The sequence below is a fragment of the Phocaeicola sp. RTP21198st1_B8_RTP21198_201120 genome (assembly GCF_040929485.1).
Lineage (GTDB): Bacteria > Bacteroidota > Bacteroidia > Bacteroidales > Bacteroidaceae > Phocaeicola > Phocaeicola dorei.
The window spans coordinates 1-1,021 of record NZ_JBCOCI010000572.1 but is presented as its reverse complement, the minus strand read 5'-3'; the positions used below and the strand labels follow the sequence as shown (position 1 = coordinate 1,021).

The following is a 1,021-nucleotide window of genomic DNA, read 5'->3' as shown; positions in this document are numbered from 1 at the left end:
CCAATTTATTATATGACTTCATTGCATACGTAGGCTGTTCGGTCGTTTCATTATAACCTTCGTCTACCAGGGCAAAGTGTGTTGCCATCGCCTCTTCTGCTAAATCCCAACGAATCAAGTCCGGCCAGCGGATTCCTTCGAAAGAGAATTCTACAAAACGCTCTTTAACGAGATAGTCTAATACCGCTTGTTTATCGGCAAAATCACTTGACAATTTAGCAGACAGACCTGCTCTCTTTCTTACGTCATTGATAATTGGCAATATATCGGTAGATAGATAAGTAGCATAATCCAATTCGTTCAGTGCTTCCGCATACATCAACTTAACATCCGTATAACGCAGGATAGGAATATTATTTCCCCATTCGTCAACTGCCGTCGGCGCATTCTTAGCGGCTCTTAAGAACTTCCGCACCACATATACATCGGCCTGCGGAGCGCTCTTGTCAAGATACAGGTTATTGACTATTGTCAAGTCTCTTCTCTTATCTCCTGTTTCATACACTCCGTCGCCCGCAATGGACATGGAAGCACGGATGGAGCTGGAAGCACCATTGAACGTAATGCCGTTCAACTTAGCATAGTCCCCTTTCTCTTTATTCAGCGTAGAAGGAATGAACCAACCACTAAAACTTTGACTTAATCCCAAAGCCTTACCAGTAGTACCACCCAGATATTGAACTTCCCAAACCCGTTCTTTACCATTATTATATTCGTCACTGAAACAATCTTCATATTTACCAGTTCATAAAGAGTGCCTTCCTGTTCAATGACTTTTCCCAAATATTCTGCCGCCTTCGTGTAATTATGCATATACATATAAGTACGTCCCAGCATACCGGCAGCAGCATATTTCGTCACCCGGCCTGCCTCACTGCTTGCCCAACTGTCAGGCAGCCTGTTAAACGCATCTTCAAAATCAGAAATCGCCTGTTTGTAAGTATCCTCCTGACTGGAACGTGCTACCTTATACACTTCTTCACGAGAAATTTCCTTAGTAATCAACGGAGCACCACCCCAA

Annotated in this window: 2 protein-coding genes; both read right to left on the bottom strand. The window is 43.5% G+C overall.

What is annotated here, in order from left to right:
* Positions 1 to 649: RagB/SusD family nutrient uptake outer membrane protein (locus tag AB5935_RS28205; RefSeq protein ID WP_368328129.1), on the bottom strand; the 649-nt coding region annotated here is incomplete at its 3' end.
* Positions 640 to 1,021 (bottom strand): RagB/SusD family nutrient uptake outer membrane protein (locus AB5935_RS28200; protein WP_368328128.1); only part of this gene is annotated, 382 nt, incomplete at its 5' end. The genes AB5935_RS28200 and AB5935_RS28205, both read right to left, overlap by 10 nt.